This is a genomic window from Francisella adeliensis (assembly GCF_003290445.1).
In the GTDB taxonomy this organism is placed as follows: domain Bacteria; phylum Pseudomonadota; class Gammaproteobacteria; order Francisellales; family Francisellaceae; genus Francisella; species Francisella adeliensis.
Genome location: NZ_CP021781.1, coordinates 1774203 through 1799505 on the forward strand (window position 1 = coordinate 1774203; position 25303 = coordinate 1799505).

Genomic DNA, 25303 nt, shown 5'->3' on the forward strand with positions numbered 1-25303 from the left:
TAAATAAAGACTCAAAAATTATAGCATATTTTAGTGTATAGAAACTAGATGATTTTATTTAATGCTCACGAGTAGAACTAAAGATTATATCTGGATTTTTGTCTTGTGCTAACTGTAAGTTCACACCTGTCGGAGCAAGATAAGTCAAGTACCCAGCACCATCATAAGATAGGTTAACTTCATATTTTTTCTTAAAATCATTAAGTTTTTTCTCATCATCACAGAAGACCCAACGAGCTTGAACCACATTCACACCTTCGTACGAGCATTTTACATTGTACTCACTAGCTAAGCGTTGTGCTACTACATCAAACTGAAGTACACCTACCGCACCAAGCACGAGATCATTTGAAATCATTGGTTTAAACACTTGCGTAGCACCTTCTTCTGATAACTGAACCAGACCTTTCTGAAGAGCTTTCATTTTAAGAGGATCATTCAGTTTGACTCGCTTGTAAATCTCTGGAGCAAAGTTTGGTATGCCTTTAAACTTAAGTTTTTCGCCTTGAGTGAAGCTATCGCCAATTTGAATACTACCGTGATTATGTAGACCAATAATATCTCCAGCATAACCCTCTTCAACCTGCTCTCTTTCGCCTGCCATAAATGTAAGAGCTTTTGAGATTTGCATTAGCTTGCCTGTTCTTTCATGGTAAATTTTCATACCACGATGGTATTTACCTGAGCAGATTCTAAAAAATGCTATTCTATCACGGTGCTTATCATCCATATTCGCTTGGATTTTAAATACAAAACCCGTTAATTTTTCTTCACCTGCGAGCACATCGCGTTGATTTGCTTCACGACCTTGTGGTGCTGGAGCGATAGTTGTAAAGCCATCCATCATCTCTTTTACACCGAAGTTACTGAGAGCCGTACCAAAATAAACTGGTGTTAATTTTCCATCAAGAAATTCTTGTTGGTCAAACTCATTACTAGCACCTTTTACAAGCTCAATTTCCATCTCAAGGTCATCATACAAATCTGAACCAATTTCAGCTTTAGCATTAGCTAGACCCTTAATTTTTTTAAATGGATGAATCTCATGCCCGTGACCTGTTTCAAAAAGTGTAACCTCATCATTGTAAAGATCATATACACCTTTAAAAAATTTACCCATACCTATAGGCCAGTTCATCGGAGCACATTTGATTTTCATGATATCTTCAACTTCATCAAGAAGCTCAAGTGGATCACGAGTATCTCGGTCAAATTTATTCATAAATGTAAGGATAGGTGTATCACGCAACCTACACACATTCATAAGTTTAATAGTTCTATCCTCGACACCCTTTACAGCATCTACAACCATCAAAGCAGAGTCAACTGCAGTAAGTGTGCGGTAAGTATCCTCTGAGAAATCCTCATGCCCTGGAGTATCTAGTAGGTTTACAACACGATCATTATAAGGAAATTGCATCACAGAAGTTGTGATAGATATACCTCTATCCTTCTCCATCTGCATCCAGTCAGATGTCGCATGGACACCACTTTTCTTAGCTTTTACTGTACCTGCTGTCTTGATAGCATTTCCAAATAAAAGCATTTTTTCAGTGATAGTAGTTTTACCAGCATCCGGATGCGAGATGATTGCAAAAGTTCTGCGTTTTGCTATTTGCTGTAGAAGTTCGTTCATAGTTTTATAAGTAAATAATTAAAGATATCTATTTGATAAAAGAGTTTACTAAAAATATTGAATTTAGAAAACCAAAAATATTGTTTTAGTAATAGACTTAGAGTTTACTAGTAACTCCTACACCTTGCTTTCCTATTTTTCAGCGCAATGTTATACCACTCAAAATATATTTAATGCGTAACTTCAGCTAGTAAATCACAAATCTGCTTTTCTATCTCTAGCAATGGTAAAGATGAATCTATCTCATAAGCATTACCTGTCTTTGCCACAAGATCTTTAAAAGTCTTACGAGCACGATGGAAAAACTCCAAACCTGCCTGCTCAATCCTATCTGGATCACCAACCTTTTTAGCTCTCTGCAAACCAATTATCGGCTCAACATCTAAATAAATGATCAAGTCCGGCTCACAATCTTTTATAAAATTATTATTAAGTGCATTAAGCTTAGTAAACCCAAGTCCTCTTCCACCACCCTGATACGCCATACTTGACCAATAAAATCTATCTGAAACGACTATCACTCCACTATCAAGATTTGGTTTTATAAGGCTATGTATATGCTGAACTCGGCTTGCATACATTAGTAGAAGCTCCGTATCTGAGTGGACTGTTTCATCATAATTATTTTGTAATGCTAAATTACGAATATCTTCTGCAACCTTTGTACCACCTGGTTCACGAGTATATATTGCATTGATATTTTTTTGCTCTAAAAACTTTTTAATAAAGCTTATAGCGGTACTTTTACCTGCACCATCTAAGCCTTCTACTACTATAAATTTAGCTTTCATAACTCACCCTAAACAATAAACCCAACCACAGATGCAGAAAGCAAACTTACTAATGCTGCTCCATAAAGTATCTTGATACCAAATTTTGCAATTTTAACAGAAGCATCTTTACTTAATGCTTGCACAGCACCTATTATCACACCAATAGAGCTAAAGTTTGCAAAAGAAACCAAGAAAACTGATATAACGGCTTTGGTATGCTCAGAAATTTCTGTAGAATGCTTTGCTAAATCTTGCATTGCAACAAATTCATTTGTAACAATCTTTGTACCCATTATCTGGCTTGAAAGCATCACCTCATTACCATGAATATTTAAAACCCATGCCAAAGGATAAAATACATACCCTATAATTTGGGTAAACGTAATGCCGATGACATGTGAAAAAATCACATTTATTAGATCTAATAATGCTATATAACCTATCAATACAGCTGAAACAATAACAGCTATCTTGAAGCCATCAAACATATAGTTTGCTAACATTTCAAAAAAACTAGCTTTTTTAGTTTCATAATCTTTTTGAAGCTTATCAAAATCAAAGTCTTCTGAGTTATCATAAGGATTAATAATATGTAAAACAAAAAAAGTACCTATCATATTTAACACTATCGCAACACAAACATATTTAGGATCTATTATTGCCATATATGAGCCAGCAATCGCAAGAGATACTGTCGACATAGCTGTAGCTGCTAGAGTATACAAAACATTTGATGGTAAATGGTCAAGTAAATTCCTATAAACCAAAAAGTTCTCTTGTTGCCCAACTGTGATAGAGCTAACAGCATTGAAAGCTTCCATTTTACCCATGCCTGTAATTTTACTGAGTATTAAGCCAACATACTTAACAATAAAAGGAAGTATCTTAAAATGCTGTAAAGTTCCAATTATTGCGGAGATTAGAACTATCGAAAGCCCCACATTAAAGAAAAATACAAAGCCATATTTATCCATATTTGCAAGATTACCAAACACAAACTCAGCACCTTCATGAGAGTGTTGCAATATACGCTCAAAACCACTAGATAAAACACTTACAAACTTAATTCCAGCTGTAGACTGTAAGATAAAATAGCCAAGAAAAAGCTGTAAGCCTAGTATAATAAAAAGGTATCTATATTTGATGTTTTTGCGATCACTACTCCACACAAACGCTAAGAGAAAAACAACTGCAACACCTAAAATTAAATAAAGTATTTTTGTAACTAGCATATACAACCCTATATGATTAATCCCACGATATTTGCAGATAAAAAGCTTACTAACAAAGCACCATAAACTATTTTCAAACCAAACTTAGCAACCTTAATAGCTGCCTCTTTACTTAAAGCTTGAACTGCTCCAATAATTATACCAATTGAACTTAAACTAGCAAAAGAAACTAAAAACACCGAAATAACTGCCTGCGTATGTGCAGAAAGATTTGCCGACTGATCTTTTAACATTTGCATCGCAACTAGTTCATTTGCGACTATCTTTGTACCCATTATTTGGCCAGCAATATATGTTTCATTGCCATGAATATTTAAAACCCAAGCAAATGGATAAAGCAAATACCCTAGAATCTCTCTAAAACTTATACCTAATACCGCAGTAAAGATTCCATCTATCATTGCCAAAAGAGCCACAAAACCTATAAGCATCGCACAGATTATAACTGCGACCTTGAAACCATCTAGTATATATTCTGACAGCACTTCAAAAAAGCTTTGCTTTGTATTTTCATAATTATCATGAAGTTTTGAATACATTAGGTCATTAGTTTTTTCATAAGGGTTGATAATATTTAGTACAAAAAATATACCAAACATATTTATCACAACAGCAACACATACAAGTCTTGGCTCAATAATAGATATATAGATAGCTATTGCTGCTAGAGATATGGAAGACATTGCCGTAGCTGCCATTGTATACAGAACATTTGAAGGTAAATGGCCAATTATTTTTTTATAGACTAAGAAATTTTCTTGCTGGCCAACCATCAAAGAACTAACTGCATTGAAAGATTCTAGTCTACCCATGCCAGTTATTTTCGACAAAATAAATCCTATAGATTTTATAATTACTGGCAGAATTTTAAAGTATTGTAGAATTCCTATTATCGCTGAGATTAAAACTATAGACATCCCAACATTAAAGAAAAATACAAAACCATTTTTTTGAGAATTTGCCAAATCACCAAAGATAAATGCTGTACCTACATGAGCATACTCAAGTAGATCATTAAAGCCATTAGAAACATGGTCAACAATAGAGACACCCAAACTTGAATCAAGCATAATCACTGCTAATACTAGCTGAATAACTAAAATAATAGCTAGAGTTTTATACTTTATATTTCTCCTATCAGAACTCCAAAGAAAAGCCATCACAAAAACAACGACAAGTCCTAACAAAAAATATAAGATTTTAGATAAAATCATAACTCTATATCACAAACCCTACAACACTTGCTGATAAAAAGCTTACAAGTATTGCTCCGTATAAAATTTTCAAGCTAAACTTAGCAACTTTTACAGATGCTTCTTTACTTAAAGCCTGTATCGCACCTATTATAATACCGATAGAACTAAAGTTCGCAAATGATACTAAAAACACTGAAATAACTGCTTCCGAATGAGCAGAAAAAGATTTTGTATGCTGAGATAACATTTCCATAGCTACAAATTCATTAGTAACTATTTTTGTACCCATTATCTGACTTGCTAAATGTATCTCGCTACCGTTTATATTTAGAAGCCATGCTAAAGGATATAAAATATAGCCTATAATCGCTCGCAGACTTACTCCACAAATTGCAGTAAAAATATCATCTGCTAGGTTTAAAAATGCAATAAAACCGATAATCATTACACAAACGACTATTGCTACTTTAAATCCATCAATAATATACTCTGAAAGCATTTCAAAGAATTTCTGCTTATTTTCTTCTTCAACTTGATCATTAAGAAACTTATAGCTCGTTTCTTTAGTTTTCTCATAAGGGTTTATGATATTTAACACAAAAAACGTACCAAACATGTTTAGTACAATTGCGACACACACATAAGTTGGGTTTATAATAGTCATATATGCAGCAGCCGTCCCTATCGAAACAGTAGACATCGCTGTAGCAGCCATTGTATAAAGGACATTTGAGGGCAAATATTGCAAGATCTTTTTATAGTACAAAAAGTTTTCTGACTGACCAACACTTAGTGAACTTACCGCATTAAATGACTCTAACTTACTCATACCCGTAAATTTCGACAATACACTACCAATGCCCACAACTATATAAGGAAGAATTTTGAAGTGTTGCAAAACACCTATCACAGCAGACATCACAACTATTGGCATCGCAGCATTAAAGAAAAATATAAAATCTTTTGAATCTGCTAAACCACCAAATACAAATGAAACTCCAACATGTGCACTTGATAAGAGCACCCCAAACGCCTTGTTTACAGTATCTATAATTTGAACACCCACAGAAGTACTTAGCATAAATTTCGCCAGAATAAGCTGTACCACGACAATTATCACTAGATATTTGTAACGAATTAGCTTTCTATTGCTACTCCATGCAAATGCTAATATATATATTACTAGCAGACTTAATACAAAAAATAAAAGTTTAGTAGCCATTTGTATCTTCTTTTGTTTGTTCGAGTAAATTATCTAACAGTCCGCTAACACCAAACCTAAATTTACTTGCATTAACATAATTGTCATTGATTATAGTATCAGCTAAGTTTATGTATGCAATAGCTTGGTCATAGTTTCTAATCCCCCCAGAAGCTTTAAAACCAACTCCTGCATCATTATTAGAAATAGTTTCCAGCATTATTTTAGCTGCTCCAAGCGTTGCACCTATTGGAGTTTTTCCTGTAGAAGTCTTTATGAAATTCGCACCATTTGCAATTGCATCAACACTTGCTTTTTCTATTAGATGATTTGAGTTTAATTCTCCAGACTCTATAATCACCTTTAGTACCTTATCACCACATAGCTCTTTAACAGAATTTATAATCTCACATGAGTTTGAGCTTTCACCAGTTTTAATATACTGATTATAATCAATCACCACATCAATTTCATCAGCCCCAAGCTCAAGAGCTTCTTTTGCTTCTGAAACGACTTCTGCTAATGAAGAGTCTCCATTTGGAAAATTTACTACAGTAGCTACCTTAAAATCTTGTCCTAGTTGCTTTTTAACAACAGGAATAAATTCTTTGAAGACACAAATTGCAGCAACCTCTCCAAGAGAGTTTTTTGCCTTAGAGCATAGGTTCATAATATCTTCATTTGTATCATTATCGCCTAATTGAGTTAAATCCATTAGCGAAACGATTTTTTGTTTAGTTATCATACTGATTCCTATAGTACAGACTTACCATAATCTAGCTTTTCAACACCCATAAACTCAGCAATAGTTTGCCCTATATCTGCAAATGTATCTCTTGGGCCAACAAATTCTGATTCAATATTTTTACCCCACAATAAGAACGGTACGCATTCACGTGTGTGGTCAGTACCAGGTGCAGTTGGATCACAACCATGGTCTGCTGCTAAAATCACGATAGTATCCTCATCTAAATATTTATCTAAATCAGGGATGCGACTATCTAGATACTCTAGAGCTTTACCATACCCCTTAGGGTCTCTTCTATGCCCAAAACTTGAGTCTAAATCAACAAAGTTTGTAAAGATAAGGCTATCAGTATTTGCATTTTGATACTCATGTATAGTCTTATCAAAAAGATCCTCAAGGCCTGTTGCTTTTACACTCTTTGATATCCCTTGATTAGCATAGATATCAGCTATTTTACCAATTGAAATAACCTCTCCGCCTGCTTTCACAAGTTTCTGCAATAAAGTTTCTGCAGGAGGTAATATTGATAAATCTCTTCTATTGCCTGTACGAGCATACTCATCTGTTGACTCACCTACAAATGGTCTTGCTATAACTCGACCAACCATCATATTCATTTCATCAAGAAGCTCTCTAGCTATCTTACAAACCTTAAGAAGGTTATCTAAACCAAAGTAATCTTCATGAGCAGCAATTTGAAATACACTGTCGCCAGAAGTATAAACTATTGGTTTTTTTGTCATACAGCTTTCACAACCATAATCTATAAGCACTTGTGTTCCAGAAGCATGGCCAGCATCAATAAAACCATCTTTAAGATCGCATCTTCTGACCCATTCATCAATAAATGCCTTATCAAAACAACTTTGATTTTCTTTTTTAGTGAAATAGTACCAATCAAACAGCACTGGTACTCCTGCAAGCTCCCAGTGTCCACTTGGAGTATCTTTACCCTTACTTAGTTCCGCACAGTATCCATACTTAGCGTTTTCAACAGTATCATTACCACCTGAAATATCTGTAGATAGGGCCTTACATCTATTATACTCAGCTGCTTGCTTCAATCCTTTTCTTGAAAGATTAGGAAGAGTTAATTTTTTACCATTAGCTTCAAAATACTCTACGATATGGCCAAGCGTATCAAAACCCTCATCACCAAAGTCCTCAGCATCTGGAGCTTCACCAATCCCAAATGAATCAAAAAGCAAGATTACAACTTTTTTCTTTTTCAACATAAAACTAAAACCTCAATTATTTTTTATTTTGTAAAAAGGCTATTCTAATGCCTCTTAGAATAAGATCGGGAGATATTTCATCAAATATCCCCTCATCTTTGAAAAGCCCCGTAAATCCACCTGTAGCGATTGTATACACATCATTACCATCAAACTCTTCTATACTTCTCTTTTTTATCTCTTTTAAAGCACCAAGATGGCCATAGTACAAACCTGACCGGATATTTGTTTTGGTATCGTAACCAATTGCAACTTCTGGTTTAACAATAGTTATTGATGATAGTTGAGATGCTCCACTACACAAAGCATTCAATGAAAGCTTAACTCCTGGCATAATCGAACCACTAAGATATTTTTTATCCTTAGTCACTACATCAAATGTTGTCGCTGTTCCTAGATCTATTATAAGCAAGTTTTTATTTGGGTATTCTGCTATAGCGCCTATACAACTAGCAATTCTATCAGCACCAACCTGATGAGCCTCAACTGAAGACATATCTAAAGCAGTAGTATCCATACTAATAAAAAAAGGCTTAATATCAAAATACTTAATAACTGCTGAACCTAAAGAATAATTTAGATGTGGAACTACAGAAGAGATTGCACATCCCTCTATCTTAGCTAGATCTACGTAATTTTCACGAAGAGCCTGCCTTAAGAAAACTCCCATCTGATCTGAAGTCGAATCAACAGATGAAGTTGCGTATCTGATTTGAGAGACTATATTATCGCCCTCAAAAACACCTATATGTATATGAGAATTCCCCACATCCATTACTAAAAGCATAGGATTGCCTTTGTTTTAATCAAAATAAACTGACTACATTATACAGTATAGGCTTGGTATAAAAAAGATAACTAACTAAAACATAGATAAAACAGTGCTATTCTTTTATCAAGGACTGTTGATTTAAGACTTTTCAATGATATATTAGTAGCTTTTTGTAATACCCATGCTGACAGGTATTTTTCAAAGCATCTCGAAAGTGTGAGAATACAGCCCTCATGCTAAACACGAAGACAACTATCTCTAATATTTTTTAACAGCCCATAACTCAGATAGATTAGAATCATCAACTTTTGTAGTAGTTGCATTCAAATCGCTAAGTCCACCACCATCTGCATAATCAGAATCAGAATTAGCATCAGCTATTACATCTGTCATCTGCGCAGACAAGTTAGACAACTGAATTTGGAACTCATCTGATGAGCGTATAATAATGTCATCTTTTGTAAACTCTTCCTCGAAATAGCTATTTACACCTATCGTACCAATAGAACCATCATCAGAAAGATCCCCTAAATCATAGTTCCCCACTTCAGACTCGATTACATTTTGCTCAGTATAAGCAAACTCAGCATCAGCTGCGATTCCTATAGACCCGTCAGTATAAGTAATCTCAGCATGTCCATGAACAGTAATATCTCCATCTACTCTAGTTTCTTCAACACCATCACTTTCTAGATTGATAGCTGATATACCAAGCTCATCAAGCGATAGAGCTTCACCATTATCTACAGCACCATCACCATCTTTATCTTGCCATACTTTGAACTGATCCCAGTCAGTATCTGCAATATCAAATATACCATCATTGTTTGTATCAAACTCTGCTTTTAAACCTTCTAAATCGGTAGCATCTGGATTATCACTATAGTCAGCAAACACAAACTCTTCACGAGCACTTATTTGACCATCATTATCAGCATCATGAAATAACACGCCATCATCATTACCAGCCCATGCCGTTTGCTCAACAACACCATCATCATCAACATCAAGCTCAATTCCATCCTCGATACCTACAAACTCTGTACCATCGCCATCTAAGTCTATAACGATTGGTGCTATACTTTCTGTCACATCAATACTCATAGTAGATAGATTACTTGGGTCAGAATTACCATTCTCATTTAGAACTAAATAATCAAATGTTGCTATTTCTGAATTTTCTCCATCAGGTGTATAGGTTAGTAATGAAATATTTGAAATACTTGTATCACTTCCTATTTCAGAACCATTATACATTAGCTGTCCATTACCACTGATAGTATCTGCATAAATACGAACCCCTACAATTGGATCACCTTCAACATCTGCATAATTAAAATCATCTAATGAGAATGTATAAGTGGTTTCTTCATTAGTATTAACGCTTGAATCGCTAGTCGTAGGGGCATCATCTATCGCATCAACAGTTAATGAGAAGGCTGTATCAGAGCTAGCTCCACTACTATCTGTCGCTGTTACTGAAACTGTTGCATTACCATTTGCATTAGCTATTGGAGTAACCGTTAAAATACCGTCAGAAATAGAGGCTTCAGCCAAACTTTCATCACTAATACTCGCTGTATAAATTATATTATCGCCATTATCTACATCAGTTGCATTTAAATCAATTGTAAAAGGCTCTGCATCCTCATCTATTCCTTGATTATCAATTGATGCCAATATAGGTGCGTCATTAACTCCTGTCACATCAATACTCATAGTAGATAGATTACTTGGGTCAGAATTACCATTCTCATTTAAAACTAGATAATCAAAAGTTGCTATCTCTGCATTTTCAGCATCAGGCACATAAGTCAATAATGCAAAATTAGAAATACTAGTATCACTAGTAATCTCAAAACCGTTATACATTAGTTGTCCATTACCACTGATAGTATCTGCATAAATACGAACCCCTACAATTGGGTCGCCTTCAGCATCTGCATATTCAAAATCATCTGCTGTAAATGTATAAACAGAATCTTCAGAAGTTGAAACGGATGAATCACTTGTTGTTGGTGCATCATTAACAGCTGCAACATCAACAATCATTGTATAACTACCTGAATCTACTGTGCCATCATTTACACTATACTCAAAAGCATCATAAGCACTACCATTTGCATCTGCTGCAGGGGTAAACACTAATGAACCCTCTGCAATACTAGCAGCTGTTATAACCTGATCCTGTGCAACTGCTTCACCATTAAGGATTAAGGCTCCTGCCGCTTCTAAACTAGTTATCTTAACACTTGATAAACTATCTCCACCATCAACATCTACAAAATTAAAGTCATCTACTCCAAATGTATAAGCTACATCTTCATCTGTAGTTACAGTATTATCACTCGATATTGGTGCATCATTAACAGCATCTGTAGTCAAGTTAAAGCTTGAATCAGAACTAGCTCCATTGCTATCGGTTGCTGTTATCGTAACTGTTGCATTTCCATTAGCATTCGCCGTTGGTGTAACAAGCACTCCTTCTTTCAAATTATAAACTTTCACTTGTCCTGCGTATCCATCAGCTCCTCTAGAGCCTATAGCAATTGACTGACCGTCAGCACTTAATGATACTGACCCACCACTGTAATCTCCTGATGATTCACCATCTATATCAGTGCTAACTTGTTCCCATGCACCATCTGTAAGTTGAAAAATGCGAACATGGCCACTATCAGAACCATTACCATCATTATTATTAGTACCTATAGCTACAGTAAGACCATCTGCACTTAACGATACTGCAAGCTCAGTAGATGTTCCTCCATCAAATGGATCAACTTCATTTAATAAAGCCTCACTTATAATACTATCTCCGGCTTTAGTCCATGATGCACCATCATATTGATATATATTAACCTCGCCTGTACCTGAATCACTATAAGGTGCTGCTATAGCAACTGTGCGACCATCTGCACTAATCGAAATAGACTTACCACTACCATCTCCAGATGACTCTCCATCTATGTCCGTACCTAACTGATTCCAAGTATCAGAGCCACTATTATACTCAAAGACTTGTACTTGACCACTATTATAGCCACCTCCATCAGCACCAGTTGAACCTATAGCAATTGTTTGACCATCGGAACTAAGAGCACTAGAGATACCGCTCCAATCATCTGCAGATTCACCATCTATATCTAAGCCTAATTGCGACCAACCACCTTCACCATTATCTTCATAGATACGAACATGGCCACTATTCCTACCAGCAATACCATCATTATACTGAGTACCAACTGAGATTATTTGACCGTCGTAACTTAATGAAATTGAATCAGCAAGCTGATCATTAGCAGCCTCACCATAGATTTCACCTACTTGTGACCAACTATCTTCACCATGCCTATAAACTCGTACTACACCACTATTGTTTCCGTTAGTATCATCTTGTCTTGCACTAACAGCGATTGTTAGACCATCCCCACTTATAGATACAACTCTACCACTTCTATCACCTGCTTGACCATCAATATCTTCACCAAGTTGAGACCATCCCCCATCACTAAGCGTATAAACTCGTACATGCCCACTATTAGTACCATTATCATCATTATACTCGGCACCTATTACAATCGTTTGACCATCTGCACTTAATGATACTGATCCACCACTAGAATCTCCTGCAGCTTCACCACTTATATCAGCTCCGATCTGATCCCATGTGCTCGTAACTTCTACAGTAGCCAAACTTTCATCAGAAATACTAGCTGTATAGGTAATATCATCCCCCTCAACATCACTAGCTGATACCTCAACTATAAAGGAGCCTGCATCTTCTTGTATCGTTTGATCGTCTATTGAAGTAATTAATGGTGCATCATTTACCACTGCAACATCAATCGTCATCGTATAACTAGCATCTGAATCTACTGTGCCATCATTTACACTATATTCAAAAGCATCATAAGCACCTCCATTTGCATCTGCTTCCGGTGTAAATACTAATGAACCAGCTGCAATACTAGCAGCTGTTATAACCTGATCCTGTGTAACTGCTTCATCATTAAGAGTTAAAGCCCCTACCGCTTCTAAACTAGTTATCTTAACACTTGACAAACTATTTCCACTATCTACATCTGCAAAATTAAAGTCATCTATACTAAATATATAAGCCGTATCTTCCGTAGCCATGGCTGTATTATCTTCTGATGTCGGAGCATCATTTTCTTCTGTTATTGTAATCTCAATATCTGAAGTGTTTGTAGCAACTTCATTACCATCACCATCATACACACTCCATGATAAGGTTCTTGTAGATATTGGTGTATCTGAATTATTACTATATGTCAGCTGCTCTAAGACTCTTGCAATTCTCGCAGGGAGAGGTGTCATATTGCTAGTATTAAAATCTATTCTAAAATCATTACCATTAACACCGTCCTGAGTACTATCAATAACTCCTATATGTGAAGTAGTATTACTATAATGTACTTTATCACCTATTCTTTGAACATTCCAAATGCCTGCTGCATCAGTCGGTAAAGAAATAGTGTCTTCTGATTCAAGCCCTGTAATTAAAAGATACCCTCCTTCTAAATCTCCATCTCCAATATCAATATCTGTAAGAGTTATATTTGCATCAATTTGTTGAGGTGTTGAATTTACAGTATTCTCAGCAAAAGTTACATCTGTTAAATCACTAATTTCAGGTTGGTCATTCACAGCTGTGATATCAATGTTAACCACTGTTGATTCACCATCAGCTGTACCATCATTTGGCGTAATAGTTAATGTAGCCGCATTATCACCATACACATCTAATGCTCCTGTGTACTGTATATTACTTGTTGTATCTAAATATGTATTAATAGCTGCAACACTACCAGCTAACGTTAGAGTTCCTGTACCTGAGTTTGAAACTACAACACTATCTGTTGAACCTGCGGTTAATATACCTGCTGATGCTTCAACTGTAATTGTTAAGTTATCTCCTTCAGCATCTGCAAAAACCATATCTGATAAATCTATATCACTAGCAATATCCTCAATAACTGTAACATCACTTGGTGTATCACTTATTGTCGGAGCATCATTTTCTTCTGTTATTGTAATCTCAATATCTGAAGTGTTTGTAGCAACTTCATTACCATCACCATCATACACACTCCATGATAAGGTTCTTGTAGATATTGGTGTATCTGAATTATTACTATATGTCAGCTGCTCTAAGACTCTTGCAATTCTCGCAGGGAGAGGTGTCATATTGCTAGTATTAAAATCTATTCTAAAATCATTACCATTAACACCGTCCTGAGTACTATCAATAACCCCTATATGTGAAGTAGTATTACTATAATGTACTTTATCACCTATTCTTTGAACATTCCAAATGCCTGCTGCATCAGTCGGTAAAGAAATAGTGTCTTCTGATTCAAGCCCTGTAATTAAAAGATACCCTCCTTCTAAATCTCCATCTCCAATATCAATATCTGTAAGAGTTATATTTGCATCAATTTGTTGAGGTGTTGAATTTACAGTATTCTCAGCAAAAGTTACATCTGTTAAATCACTAATTTCAGGTTGGTCATTCACAGCTGTGATATCAATGTTAACCACTGTTGATTCACCATCAGCTGTACCATCATTTGGCGTAATAGTTAATGTAGCCGCATTATCACCATACACATCTAATGCTCCTGTGTACTGTATATTACTTGTTGTATCTAAATATGTATTAATAGCTGCAACACTACCAGCTAACGTTAGAGTTCCTGTACCTGAGTTTGAAACTACAACATTGTCTGTTGAACCTGCGGTTAATATACCTGCTGATGCTTCAATTGAAACTGTTAATTCATCATTGTCTATATCAGTAAAACTCATTGCAGATAAGTCAACATCACTAGACACATCTTCTGTAACGGCTACATCACTTGGGGCAGTACTTATAGTCGGTGTACCGTCATTCACAGCAGTAATATCAATATTAACCACTGTTGATTCACCATCAGCTGTACCATCATTTGGCGTAATAGTTAATGTAGCCGCATTATCACCATACACATTTAATGCTCCTGTGTACTGTATATTACTTGTTGTATCTAAATATGTATTAATAGCTGCTACATTACCAGCTAACGTTAGAGTCCCTGTACCAGAGTTTGAAACTACAACATTGTCTGTTGAGCCTGCGGTTAATATACCTGCTGATGCTTCAATTGTAATCGTTAAATTATCCCCTTCAACATCTGCAAAACTCATAGCAGATAAGTCAACATCGCTAGCTACATCTTCGTTTGCAGTAATGCCATAAGATGGTGTGGCTGTATTATTCTGAATGAAATCTAATCCACCCGTACGCTCTCCAATAAGTAAATCTAGATCACCATCACCTCCAATATCTCCTAATGATGGGGATGAGTTAGAACCAACATCAATTCCATTAAATGGATTATTAGCACCTGATTGACTTGTAAATGTACCACTGTCATTCTGCAAGTAATTTATTGTCCCCAAGCTGTTTCCAAGCGCCAAATCCACATCACCATCACCATCAACATCACCTAAAGATGGAGATGAATATCTACCAACATCAACCCCATTAAATGGATTATTAGCTCCTGATTGGCTTGTAAATGTACCGTTATCATTCTGCAAGTAACTCAGTGTACCACCGGTTTCACCAGCCACTAAATCCAAATCACCATCACCATCAACATCACCTAATGATGGTGTTGAATATTTAGCAACAGCAATCCCATTAAATGGGTTATTAGCTCCTGATTGGCTTGTAAATGTACCATTATCATTCTGCCAGTAATTCAATGTCTTATCGCGTTCACCAATCACTAAATCCATATCACCATCACCATCAACATCACCTAATGATGGAGCGGAGTTTAACCCTACATCTACTCTATTAAATGGATTATTAGCACCTGATTGACTTGTAAATGTACCGTTGTCATTCTGCCAGTAATCTAGTGTCCCAGAGAGGTTGCCAATCAATAAATCTAAATCGCCATCACCATCAACATCGCCTAAAGATGTACGCATGTAACTATTAGTATCCAAACCATTGAATGAATTACTATAATCTGCCTGCTCAATTGTCACTGTCGGTGCATCATTGACAGCTGTAATATCTAAATTAATGACCGTTGATTCACCATCTGCCGTACCATCATTTGAAGTGATTGTTAGCGTTGCAGCGTTATCACCATTTACATTTGCCTCACTTGTGTACTGTATATTACTTGTTGTATCTAAATATGTATTAATAGCAGCTACACTACCTTCAAGTGTTAGAGCTCCTGTGCCAGAGTCTGTAATCGTTACACCTCCTGCAGAACTAGCTCCCAATGTACCTTCAGATGCTGCAACTGTTACCGTTAGGTTATCTCCATCAACATCAGCGAAGCTCATTGCAGATAAATTTACATCACTAGATACATCTTCTACAACAGTTACATCACTTGGAGCGTTGCTCAGAGTTGTAACATCATTAACAGCATTTACATCAATTGTCATTGTGTAGCTAGATGCTGAATCTACAGTTCCATCATTCACATTATATTCAAAAGCATCATAAGCACCACCATTTGCATCTGCTGCTGGTGCAAACTTCAATAACCCACCTGTTATATCTGCCACTGATATAACTTGATTAGTTGTAACGGCACTACCATCGAGTGTCAGCTCACCTGCTGTTTCTAAAGCTGTTATCTTAACACTAGCTAAACTATCACCATCATCAACATCTGCAAAGTTAAAATCTTCTGCTAAGAATGTATATGTTGTATCTTCTGTTACAGTTACTATGCTACTCGTAGCTACTGGCCCATCATTTGTTCCTGTAATTGTTACAGTCAAACTACTCGTATCTGTAGTAGTTCCATCACTTACATCATAAGCTACTTCTACTGTCGCAGTCTCTCCTACAGCCAAGTAATCATAATTTAAACCAGGATTATAGCTAATGCTATTTCCTGACTCTGTAACAGTACCTAATCCTGATGTAATTGCTGCTGAACCACCAACTAAACTTAATGTATCTCTACTATCTACATCTGTATCATTAGCTATTACATCCACTACTACTGACGACTCTTCATCAGCTATAGTTATAGTATCTGCTACAGCTACTGGTCCATCATTAGTACTTGTAATAGTTACGCTAACTGTCTGTGTAGCTGTGCCCCCATTACCATCATCTATAATTACATCAAATGTTTCTAATTTTATTTCTCCAGTTGCCAAGTACTGTACATCAGTATCTGCTACCGTATAAGTCCAATCAATATTACCATTAACTTGGTCTACATTAGCTACTAAATCACCTAATGCTCCGTCCGATATATTTCCAATACTTACACTATGTATATCCGATAAATCTAAATCACTAAACCCTATGGAACCAGTATCTATCAAGCTTCCTAAAGTACTTTCTTCAATCACAGTTCCTGTGATATCAGTAGATTCTAAAATAGGCACATCATTTGTACCTAACACTGTTATTGATATTGTTTGTGTAGCTGTGCCTCCATTACCATCATCTACAGTTATATCAAATGTTTCTAATTTTATTTCTCCAACTGCCAAATACTGTACATCAGCATCTGCTATGGTGTAAGTCCAGTCAACATTATCATTAACTTGGTCCACATTAGCTACTAAACTACCTAATGCTCCAGCCGATACATTTCCAACGCTTACATTGTGAGTATTTGATAAATCAAAATCACTAAACCCTATAGAACCAGTATCTACTAAACTATCTAAAGTACTTTTTTCAGTTACAACTCCTGTGGCATCTGTAGATTTTAGTATTGGAGCAGCATTAACATTAACACTCTGAAAAGCCTCAGTACCACGGACTATAGCCATTACATCAGAAGTCTCATTTCTATTAAAGTTAACTCTATTTATAGCTGCTCTTTCAATAATACCTGAAGACTCTTGAATATTAAGCCCCCGTCCAACAGTTTGCGTCTCCTCTTCCATAATTGAAATTTGTGGGCTTATTGTAGACCCTGTAAAATTCTCACTTCTTTGAACAACTCTTTCTGCACCAGCCTGCTCTCCAGTACCAGCCTGCTCTCCAGTACCAGCCTGCTCTCCAGTACCAGCCTGCTCTCCAGTACCAGCTTCAACTCCAGTACCAGCCTGCTCTCCAGTACCAGCTTCAACTCCAGTACCAGCTTCAACTCCAGTACCAGCTTCAACTCCCATACTAGCTCCGGCCACTACACCTTCTCCCTCAGCATAAGCTTCAGAGCTATACATAATTGCTGAAAGAATAGCAAAAGTTAAAAGTGATTTTGTAAGCACTTCAGACTCTTTAGAGTGGATGATCTTTCTACTAGCATTGTGTTGTCTAATGAGTCTAGCTAAAGGGCTTTCATCCCTCATTTGGTTTATTTTTGCATTATCATCAACTGTATTATGCTTTACTACCTTCCCTAGCTTATCTTTGGCAACAATTTCCAGATAGCTTATATCCTCACCCGAATTAACTTGACTATTATGTGTTATTGCCTTAAATGAAGAGCTAGCTTCATGAATTTCATTATTCTCAATAAAAGTGATAAAACTTGATAGTTTCAGCACTAAATCATCTAAGGCATTACCATTTAAAATAAGATCAACTTGCCTGTAGCCACCTGACCTTGTTTCTCTCAAAGCTATATTAAATTTTTCTGAAGTATCTATAGAGCCATCACGATTAGACTTAGGAACAACTTTTATTAGAGTATCTATAGAGCAACTATCACCTAAACTTATTCTCTCAAAATTGGTGGTTTTTTGGTCATATCCATATATTTTCGAATCTCCCGTAGAGCTAGATAAAGATATTCTATTCTTCTCAACCTTTAGCAACAAACTACCGTGATCTGTAGCATCAAAATCATTGATATTTGGTATATATGTATTCTCTAACACAGAAACAATATTCAAATAGATTATCATTCTACTATCAAAACCACTCATAACTCTTCACTTCCCTTTTTCTAATTACTAGACTTAATTATCCGTCTATCTTTCTCTTAGGCTATTATCAATACCTCTAGTCAAAGGTTCTGTAAAGAATTCTAAAACTCTTCTTGTGCCAGTCTTAACTTCGGCCTCTACTGCCATACCCGGAACTATCTGATAATTTTTACCATCTTTATGCAAAACGCTATCATCTAAACTTATGATCATCTTATAGACTAGTCCCATTTTCTCATCATCAATGGCATCTCCAGAAATTTTTTCAACCTTACCCTTGAGCACTCCATACTCTGTAAATGGGAAAGTATTAACCTTAACCTCTGCTACATCTCCTCTTTTAAGATAACCTATATCATGGTTTTTTACAAACACCTCAGCCTCTAATTTCTGATCCATTGGTACTATCTGCATTAAAACTTGGGCTGGAGTAACTACAGCACCTATAGTATGTATTTGCATCTCATGTACGATTCCATCAATCGGTGCTCGAATAGTATTCTTACCATTAAGCGTAGTTGCTTTTCTAAGCTCTTGCTCCGCTGTATATAAGTCTTTTTTATCTTGACGAATTCCCTCTAAAGTCTCCAAATATGTCTCAGATTTAAATGATTCAAGATTACTTCTAGCCTCTGCAATTTCCGCATCAAACTGCATATCTCTTTTTTTCTCTGTCTCTAACTCATAGTATGCGTTTAGAAACTTCTCTCTATATTCTAAGTATTCCATTCTAGATATAGCTTTTTTCTTATATAAGCCCTGATAAGTATCTAACTTTTCTTTAATTACCTTAATAGTTTCTGCTAACTGTTTAGTTTTATTAATACTTATATCTTTTTCTCTTTCTTTAGAAAACTGCGTAGCTTCTAAAGTCATCAGCTTTGCTATAGTGGACTGCCATTCTTGCCACAATAGCTGTCTTGATTGCTCAAGATCAAGCTTATCTGTTATGCTTTTCGGCGGATGATAATCAAGATCTCCTAACGGTATTTGCTTTCTCAAGCCACTTTTCAACATTTTATAAAATGTCTCTTCTCTGGATATTCTAAGCTTATAAAACTCAATATCCTCTTTTAATTTGTTAATATCTGATTCTGTAAAATCAGATTCTAAAACAACTAATACATCACCTTTTTTAACTATCTGCCCACTTTCAACATTTAACCTTATCACAGTTCCTTTTTCAGACGATTGTATTGTTTTCACGTCTCCTGCCGGAGTAATCTTACCCTGACCATCGGTTATAATGTCTATCTTGCAATAATAAGCCCAGCAAATCACAAATGCTATTAAAAACATTAGACTATAAAGTACTACCTTCAATAATGGGTTTGGTGGCTTATCAACAACTTCTAATACACCCGGCAAAAAGCTATATGAATCTGTTTTAGAATTACGCTTTTCACCAATCTCACCACGTGTTTTCCACAATTCGAGAAACTTGTCTGCCTTATCTTTACAAACTTGCAAAATCTTATCTTTATTGCTTCGATTATTTTGATAAGTATTTCCTACTTGCTTATCTTTATTTTCATCGGGATCTTGCATTATATCAATCTTCATGTCTATACACCCCCATACTGTGACTTATACAACTTAGCATATGCACCATTACGAGTCAGAAGCTCTTTATGACTACCATCCTCAACAACAATACCATTATCCATATAGATAATACGATCACAAGTTCGTACTGTAGATAACCTATGAGCAATAATAAATACCGTTCTCCCCTTAGCTATTCGACTCATATTATTCTGAATAATCTTTTCAGACTCATAATCTAGTGCTGAAGTAGCTTCATCAAGAATAAGAATTTTAGGATTATTCATCAAAGCTCTTGCAATAGAAAGACGCTGTTTTTGACCACCAGAGAAGTTTGTACCACCTTCTTCAACAATAGTGTCATAACCATCTTTCAACTCAAGTATAAACTCATCCGCACCTGCATATTTAGCAGCTGTGACAACCCTTTCCATACTAGCACTAGGGTTTGTAAGAGCAATATTTTCACGCACACTACGATTAAACATAAAACTTTCTTGTAGTACCACACCAATATTTTGCCTTAACCACACAGTATCAATAGTCGATAAATCTGCTCCATCAACAAGTACCTTACCGGCTTCAGGCTGATATAGCCTTTGTATAAGCTTCGTAAGAGTACTTTTCCCACTACCTGAGCGACCAACAATCCCAATCGATTGCCCAGACTCAACTTCAAGATTCACTCCATTCAATACTGGTTTACTTTCAGGAGAGTATCTAAATTTCACATCCCTAAAACTTACCTTGCCCTTAAAATTGGGCAGAGAACTTTTACTTATTTTTTTAGCTGATTCAGTTGGTGAGTTTAAAATATCACCTAACCTTTCCAATGAAACTCCAGCCTGCTGGAATTCTTGCCATAAGTTGACTAATTTTAAAATAGGCTGAGTGACTCTGCCTGCCAACATATTAAAGGCTATAAGCTGACCAACAGTAAGCTTTCCTTGGATAACCATATGGGCACCAATAAATATAATAGCAATAGTGGTAAACTTATTTACAAGTTGAGCAATTTGTCCCGCTACATTTCCTAAGTTCTGAGACCTAAAAGACGCCTTAACGTATTCAGTAAGGTTATCTTCCCATTTGCGTTGCATTTGCGGTTCAATAGCACTTGCTTTTATTGTTTGTATGCCACTTATAGATTCTGTAAGAAAAGATTGGTTTTTAGCACCCGTTGCAAACACTTTATTTAGCCTATGCTTTAGTATTGGTGTTATAAACAACGATAATAAGAAGTAAATAGGTATAGTACCTAATACAATCAAGGTTAATTCCCAACTATAAAGAAATAAGACTGTGATAAATATAAATGTAAATAGTAAATCGATAATAAGTGTAAGCGCTGTACTTGTGATAAAGCTTCTTATACTATCTAACTCTTTTACTCTTGCAACATTTTGCCCAACCTGTCTTGACTCAAAGTAAGATAAAGGCAACCTCATCAGATGAGAAAATAACTTAGAGCCTAGTACCACATCAACTCGCGAAGTTGTATGGCTAAATAAGTATGTCCTTATAGTGCCAAAAAACACTTCAAACACTGAAACCACAAAAAAGACAATTACCAAAGTATTTAGGGTAGTTAAGCCATTATGCATAATAACCTTATCCATAACTACCTGAAAGAAAAAAGGTGTAACTAACCCAAATAACTGCAAGAATAATGAAGCAATAAGTACATCTTTAAATATATGCTTGTACTTCCATAATGCTGGAATAAACCATTTGATATTAAACTTAGCATCAGCTTCAGTTTCAGAATGCTTATAAGTTATAAGAATAGCTCTACCACTATAAGACTCATTCAAATCTTGAGCGGAGAAACTTTCAACTGCCGTTGCTCCCGGCTTTATAACAATAAAGTTTTCATTCTTTATTGCCACAAGAATGAAGTACTCGCCTTCGTTATCTTGAAGAATTGCAGGAAGCACTCTTGGATTTATATTATCTAGCTTGAGTTTACTAACAATCTTAGCTTTAAAGTCACTACCTTTCATTGCTCTTAAAAGTGCAGTTTCACTAATACTTCCATCGTGATCGCCATATTCATGCTGAATCTGTTTAGGATCTATCGCAATCTTATTAAAGTCAGCAACTTGACAAAAACAGAATATACCACTATTCATAGATAGTTAATTTAATAGTTATAATTAAATAACATACTACTATATACTGGTAACAATAGCTATTTCTTTGAAAGTTAATAAGGTATTCTAAAACCTAGTTTAGTTAATGAGCCACGTCCCAATTTTTGCCACTGTCAACATTGACTTCAAGTGGTACACTTAGCCCTACGGCTTCTTCCATGATTTTTTTGATCTCAGCAGATACTTCTTCTAGCTTTTCTTTTGCTACTTCAAATACTAGTTCATCATGTACTTGCATTGCCATCTTTACAGTATCAGCATATTTCTTAGCTATAATAGTATTTACACTTATCATCGCTTTCTTGATAATATCTGCAGCGGTGCCTTGCATTGGGGCATTGATTGCTGCTCGCTCAGCTGCTGCTCTTTGGATACCATTTTTAGCATTTATCTCAGGTAAATAAAGTCTTCTACCAAGTATAGTTTCAACAAAACCTTTTTCTTTGCATGATTCTTTTGCTGTAGTCATATACTCTTTCACACTTGGGTAACGATCAAAATACACATTGATATACTCTTGCGCTTCTCCCCTTGGGATTTCAAGCTGTTTAGCAAGACCAAAAGCACTCATACCATATATCAAACCAAAGTTTATCGCTTTTGCTCTACGGCGTTGCTCACTTGTAACTTCATCCAAAGACACACCCAAAACTTCTGCGGCCGTTGCACTGTGGATATCTAACCCATCATTAAAAGCTTTTACAAGGTTTTCATCTTTAGAAAGATGTGCCATTATACGAAGCTCTACTTGAGAATAATCAGCTGCCATTATCACAAAACCATCTTCTGCGATAAATGCTTCTCTAATTTTACGACCTTCTACACTTTTGATTGGAATATTCTGCAGGTTTGGCTCAGATGATGATAGTCTACCTGTAACCGTACCTGTTTGGTTATATGAAGTATGAGCACGCGAATTTTCATCTAAGATATTGGGTAACTTATCTGTGTAAGTATTTTTTAGCTTAGATAGATGGCGATACTCCATAATCAATGCAGCAACCTCATACTCCTCTGCTAACTGTACTAGCACTTCCTCAGAAGTCGACGCTTGACCTTTCGCTGTCTTCTTAATAGCTGGTAGACCCATTCTTTCAAACAATACTTCACGCAATTGTACTGGCGATGAAAGATTAAACTCTTCGCCACACAGCTCAAAACACTTTGCTTGTAAATCGGCTATTTTCTGTTCTAATTCAGCACTTTGATTTCTAAGCTTATCGGCATCAATCTTGACACCAAGCTTTTCCATATCATTCAAAATCAAAGCTAATGGCATCTCAACTTCCCGATAAAGTTTATCTAAAACCTTTTCTTTAACTAAAAGCTCACCTAGATAATTAAACAATCTAAATGTAATATCCGCATCTTCAGCAGCGTATTTCGCAACTATTTCAATATCAATTTGGTCTAGCGTTTGTTGCTTTCTACCTGTACCAGCTATTTCGGTATATGGGATTGGCTCAACGCCTAGATATTCTTTTGATACAGCATCCATACTGTGCTTACCATTACTTTTTAGCACATACGCCATAATCATCGTATCGTGAATATCTCCGCAGATATCAATACCATACTTTGATAAAACTTTTTCATCAAACTTAAAGTTATGAGCGACTTTTGCATTCTCCGTATTTGCAAATACTGGTTTCAAAGCATTGATAACAACATCTAACTCAAGCTGTTGTGGTACACCAAGGTAGCGATGTTGAACTGGAATGTAGTATGCTAAGCCCTCTTTTGTACAAAATGATAGACCTACTAAATTTGCCTCTGCTGTATCTAACGAATCTGTTTCTGTATCAAATGCAAAACTCTCGGCACTATTTAACTCTGCAACTAAGTTCTCAAGCTCTTTCATGGTCAAAACAGTTTTATAATCAACTGTTACATTACTTGTTGGGTGAACTACCTCTATACTTTCAGGTGTACTCTCATTATTACTAGTTGCAACAGGAGCTGTAGTCCCAAGCCCTTTTAAAAGTGTATTAAAACCATAATGTGTAAATGTTTTAGCTAGATATTCATCATCTGATTTTTTGCATTTCAAATCATCTAAAGATAATCCTAGCTCTAAATCACACTTAATAGTTGCAAGCGTATACGATAATCTTAACTGCTCAATATTATCTCGCAATTTCTCGCCAACCTTACCTTTTACTTTACCTTGATTAGCTATTACACCGTCGATGTTTTCGTATAGGTTTAGCCATTTTACAGCTGTCTTTGGTCCTACACTTGGTACACCGGGGATATTATCAGACTTATCTCCCATAAGAGCTAAGTAGTCAATAATCTGATCAGGCCGAACACCATACTTTTCTACTACACCATCGACATCTGTAGTGACATTTTTCATAGAATCAAATAATACAACTTTTTCATCTACAAGTTGAGCCATATCTTTATCACCTGTAGAGATAACTACACGATAATCCTCTTTCTCAAGATCTTTTGCAAGTGTACCAATGACATCATCAGCCTCAACACCATCTACAACTATCAGTGGAAAACCCATCTTTTTGATAATCTCATGCAACGGCTGAATTTGAACCCTCAGCTCATCATCCATAGATTTACGATTTGCTTTGTATTCTGAATAGATATCATTACGAAAACTTTTACCCTTTGCATCAAAGATAACTGCAACATGCTCGGTGTTATATTTTGTTGGCAATTTTTTAAGCATATTGATTACACCCAAAATAGCACCTGTCGGCTCGCCCTGCTTGTTAGTAAGAAATGGTAAAGCGTGATACGCTCGAAAAAGGTAAGATGACCCATCAACTAGTACGATATTTTTCATGAAGTTTTTAAAAGAAATTTAAAGCTAGTGTAATAGTAATATATACACAGCAATATAGCAAAAAATC

At 35.8% G+C, this 25303-nt stretch carries 12 protein-coding genes; all 12 read right to left on the minus strand.

Features of this window, described 5'->3' with window-relative positions:
- Nucleotides 1-58: 58 nt before the first annotated feature.
- Nucleotides 59-1636: a peptide chain release factor 3 gene (locus CDH04_RS08540; protein ID WP_112870614.1), complete on the minus strand. Its 1578-nt coding sequence runs from the start codon at nt 1634-1636 to the stop codon at nt 59-61.
- A gap of 170 nt (nt 1637-1806) precedes the next feature.
- On the minus strand, nt 1807-2427 hold the full coding sequence (gene tmk, locus CDH04_RS08545) for a dTMP kinase (RefSeq protein ID WP_112870615.1): 621 nt from the start codon (nt 2425-2427) through the stop codon (nt 1807-1809).
- 8 nt (nt 2428-2435) lie between these two features.
- Nucleotides 2436-3641 (minus strand): NupC/NupG family nucleoside CNT transporter, encoded by a 1206-nt coding sequence (locus CDH04_RS08550; protein ID WP_112870616.1) that lies wholly within the window; start codon nt 3639-3641, stop codon nt 2436-2438.
- A gap of 8 nt (nt 3642-3649) precedes the next feature.
- Complete coding sequence (locus CDH04_RS08555; protein WP_112870938.1) at nt 3650-4852, minus strand: NupC/NupG family nucleoside CNT transporter; 1203 nt, start codon at nt 4850-4852, stop codon at nt 3650-3652.
- 7 nt (nt 4853-4859) lie between these two features.
- Nucleotides 4860-6059, minus strand: a complete 1200-nt coding sequence (locus CDH04_RS08560; protein WP_112870617.1) for a NupC/NupG family nucleoside CNT transporter — start codon at nt 6057-6059, stop codon at nt 4860-4862.
- A complete protein-coding gene (gene deoC, locus CDH04_RS08565; protein ID WP_112870618.1) occupies nt 6049-6783 on the minus strand; it encodes a deoxyribose-phosphate aldolase in 735 nt (244 codons plus the stop codon). Before deoC ends, CDH04_RS08560 begins: the two co-directional genes overlap by 11 nt.
- An 8-nt stretch (nt 6784-6791) precedes the next feature.
- A complete protein-coding gene (locus tag CDH04_RS08570; protein ID WP_112870619.1) occupies nt 6792-8021 on the minus strand; it encodes a phosphopentomutase in 1230 nt (409 codons plus the stop codon).
- Nucleotides 8022-8037: 16 nt separating this feature from the next.
- Complete coding sequence (locus CDH04_RS08575; RefSeq protein ID WP_112870620.1) at nt 8038-8808, minus strand: type III pantothenate kinase; 771 nt, start codon at nt 8806-8808, stop codon at nt 8038-8040.
- A 243-nt stretch (nt 8809-9051) separates the two neighbouring features.
- Nucleotides 9052-18732 (minus strand): Ig-like domain-containing protein, encoded by a 9681-nt coding sequence (locus tag CDH04_RS08580; protein ID WP_112870621.1) that lies wholly within the window; start codon nt 18730-18732, stop codon nt 9052-9054.
- Nucleotides 18733-18777: 45 nt separating this feature from the next.
- Entirely contained in the window at nt 18778-20295 is a 1518-nt protein-coding gene (locus CDH04_RS08585; protein ID WP_112870622.1) for an HlyD family type I secretion periplasmic adaptor subunit, read from the minus strand.
- A 2-nt stretch (nt 20296-20297) separates the two neighbouring features.
- The gene (locus tag CDH04_RS08590) at nt 20298-22409 is read right to left on the minus strand and encodes a type I secretion system permease/ATPase (RefSeq protein ID WP_112870623.1); all 2112 of its coding nucleotides are present in this window, start codon (nt 22407-22409) and stop codon (nt 20298-20300) included.
- 103 nt (nt 22410-22512) lie between these two features.
- Complete coding sequence (polA, locus tag CDH04_RS08595; protein WP_112870624.1) at nt 22513-25236, minus strand: DNA polymerase I; 2724 nt, start codon at nt 25234-25236, stop codon at nt 22513-22515.
- Nucleotides 25237-25303 lie beyond the last annotated feature (67 nt).